Consider the following 1,912-nt stretch of genomic DNA (forward strand, 5'->3'; position numbering starts at 1 on the left):
TTTGCCAACCAAATGCAGCCAGTGGTCACCGTGCTCGTCGAGGCGGACATTACCAAGAACGGCGTTGACCAGTTCGCTGGCGCGCAGGCCCGTCGCGTAGCCGAAGTCGAGCATGAAGCGCAGGCGCTGCGCCGCTGGCTCGGACCAGCTATAGGACCACACCAGGCCGTCCGCAATGGCGCGCAGCAGCAGCCATTCCCCCTCGGTAAAACCCCGCGCCGTGTCCAGCGCGGGCCGCGAGGCGTGACCGCGTACCTTGACGCCGGCGAACGGGTTGGCCAGCACGTAGCGCTGCTCGATGAGCCAGCGGAACAATGCTGAGAGCACCGTCAGCGCATACGCTGCCGAGCGTGCGGACAAGCCGCCCGAGAACGGTCGCCATTCCACCGAGTCGCGCGGCCGTGGCGGACCCACCCAGCGCTCGCACGGCGTCGGGTGCCGGACGAAAGCCCGGTACGCGATTGCATCGTCCGTGGTCAGGGATGATAGTGCCCGTCCGCGTTCGACGATAGCCCATAGGATCAGCCGCTCAGCCTCCTTGCGATAGGCGCGCTGTGTGGCGACAGTCTCGTGCAGCGCCAACCAGGCCTGCACGGCCTCGTAGTCGTTGGTTGCATTCAACGTGCAGGCGTTGCGCGGGGCCCGGAAACTGCCCTGCGAGCCGTCGACTTCGTTTGGCAGGCGCAACTGTTCCCACGGTACGATGCCGCTGGGTTGAGCTATCGGGATCAGGGCCCGCGCACGGTCAGTGAGCTGTGGATGGGCGGCGAAGAAGGCTTCCACCTGCTGGGCACCAGTCAGGCCGAGCCCTTCAATCGCCCTCCACCAGCCGCGTCGGCGCGGAATCCGGACGGTCAGTTCCGAGAGGGTGCGGATGCCGTGCGCTTGCAGGGCGTTGACGGTCCTAGGCGTCAGCCATTGGTCGATGTCGTCGCTAATCTGGGGCTGCGGAACCGGAAGTGTGGGCAACAACTTGATGGCTCGATCGACAGCGCGGGCGCGCTCATGTCGCTCTTCTGGGTCGTGCTGGAACACGTCGGCCAGATCTGGTCGGTGGCGGCTGCTGGCGAATTCGATGAGCTGCCGGCGAATGTGGCCCAGCATCCCGCGCGCAGACTGGCCGGCGGCCTTGCGGGCGGCCAGATAGTGCTCCACGGCCGCACGGGAACTAAGCCCGGCGTACCAGCCACGCAAGGCAGCCAGTGAGTCGGCATCGGGAAAGCCGGTTGGGGTAGAGCCCAAAGCCGTGGTCTGCTCCATTTTCATCGAAGTATGTTGCACTAAATAAAACGCATCACGCGATAATACCGATTATTTCAGTAGCGTTGAAAATTCCCCATATTTCTACGGAACCTCAAGATAGCAAGAACGGGCCATGAGCAAGAAGAACAAGCTACTCAGCGTCCTATCCGGCGCCGAACAGGAGGCCTTGTATGGTCTGCCGGAGTTTGATGATGCGCAGCAGCTGGAGTATCTGGCTGTGACAGAAACCGAGTTGGCGCTTGCCAACAGCCGGCCCAGTCTTTATGCCAAGGTCTGTTGCCTCTTGCAGATCGGTTACTTCAAGGCCAAACATGCCTTCTTCAGTTTCGACTGGGACGAAGTCGAGGACGATTGCGCTTTCGTGCTGAGCCGCTATTTCCAAGGCGAGGCGTTCGAACCCAAGGCGATCACCAAGCATGAACGCTACACCCAGCGCGAGCAGATCGCTCAACTATTCGGCTACCGGCCGTGGTCGGCCGCCTTCCTATCGCAGCTCAAGCAGCAGGCCGCACAGACCGTGCGGCGTGACGTAACGCCGGGGTTCGTCGCCGCCGAACTGATCGTCTGGCTCAATGAGCACAAGATTATCCGGCCCGGCTACACGACCCTGCAAGAGTTGGTCAGCGAAACGCTATCCGCCGAGCGCCAG

The 1,912-nt window shown here is 62.7% G+C and carries 2 protein-coding genes; one reads left to right on the forward strand and one right to left on the reverse strand.

Annotated elements, in window-relative coordinates; all coding sequences use genetic code 11:
- Positions 1–1,266 (reverse strand): phage integrase family protein (locus WM40_RS26625; protein ID WP_046154580.1); only part of this gene is annotated, 1,266 nt, incomplete at its 3' end.
- Positions 1,267–1,375: 109 nt separating this feature from the next.
- Between WM40_RS26625 and WM40_RS26630 the strand changes: the two genes are divergently transcribed.
- A partial coding sequence (locus WM40_RS26630) for a DUF4158 domain-containing protein (RefSeq protein ID WP_046154581.1) occupies positions 1,376–1,912 on the forward strand: 537 nt, incomplete at its 3' end.

Source organism: Robbsia andropogonis, from assembly GCF_000970345.1.
GTDB classification, from domain to species: domain Bacteria; phylum Pseudomonadota; class Gammaproteobacteria; order Burkholderiales; family Burkholderiaceae; genus Robbsia; species Robbsia andropogonis.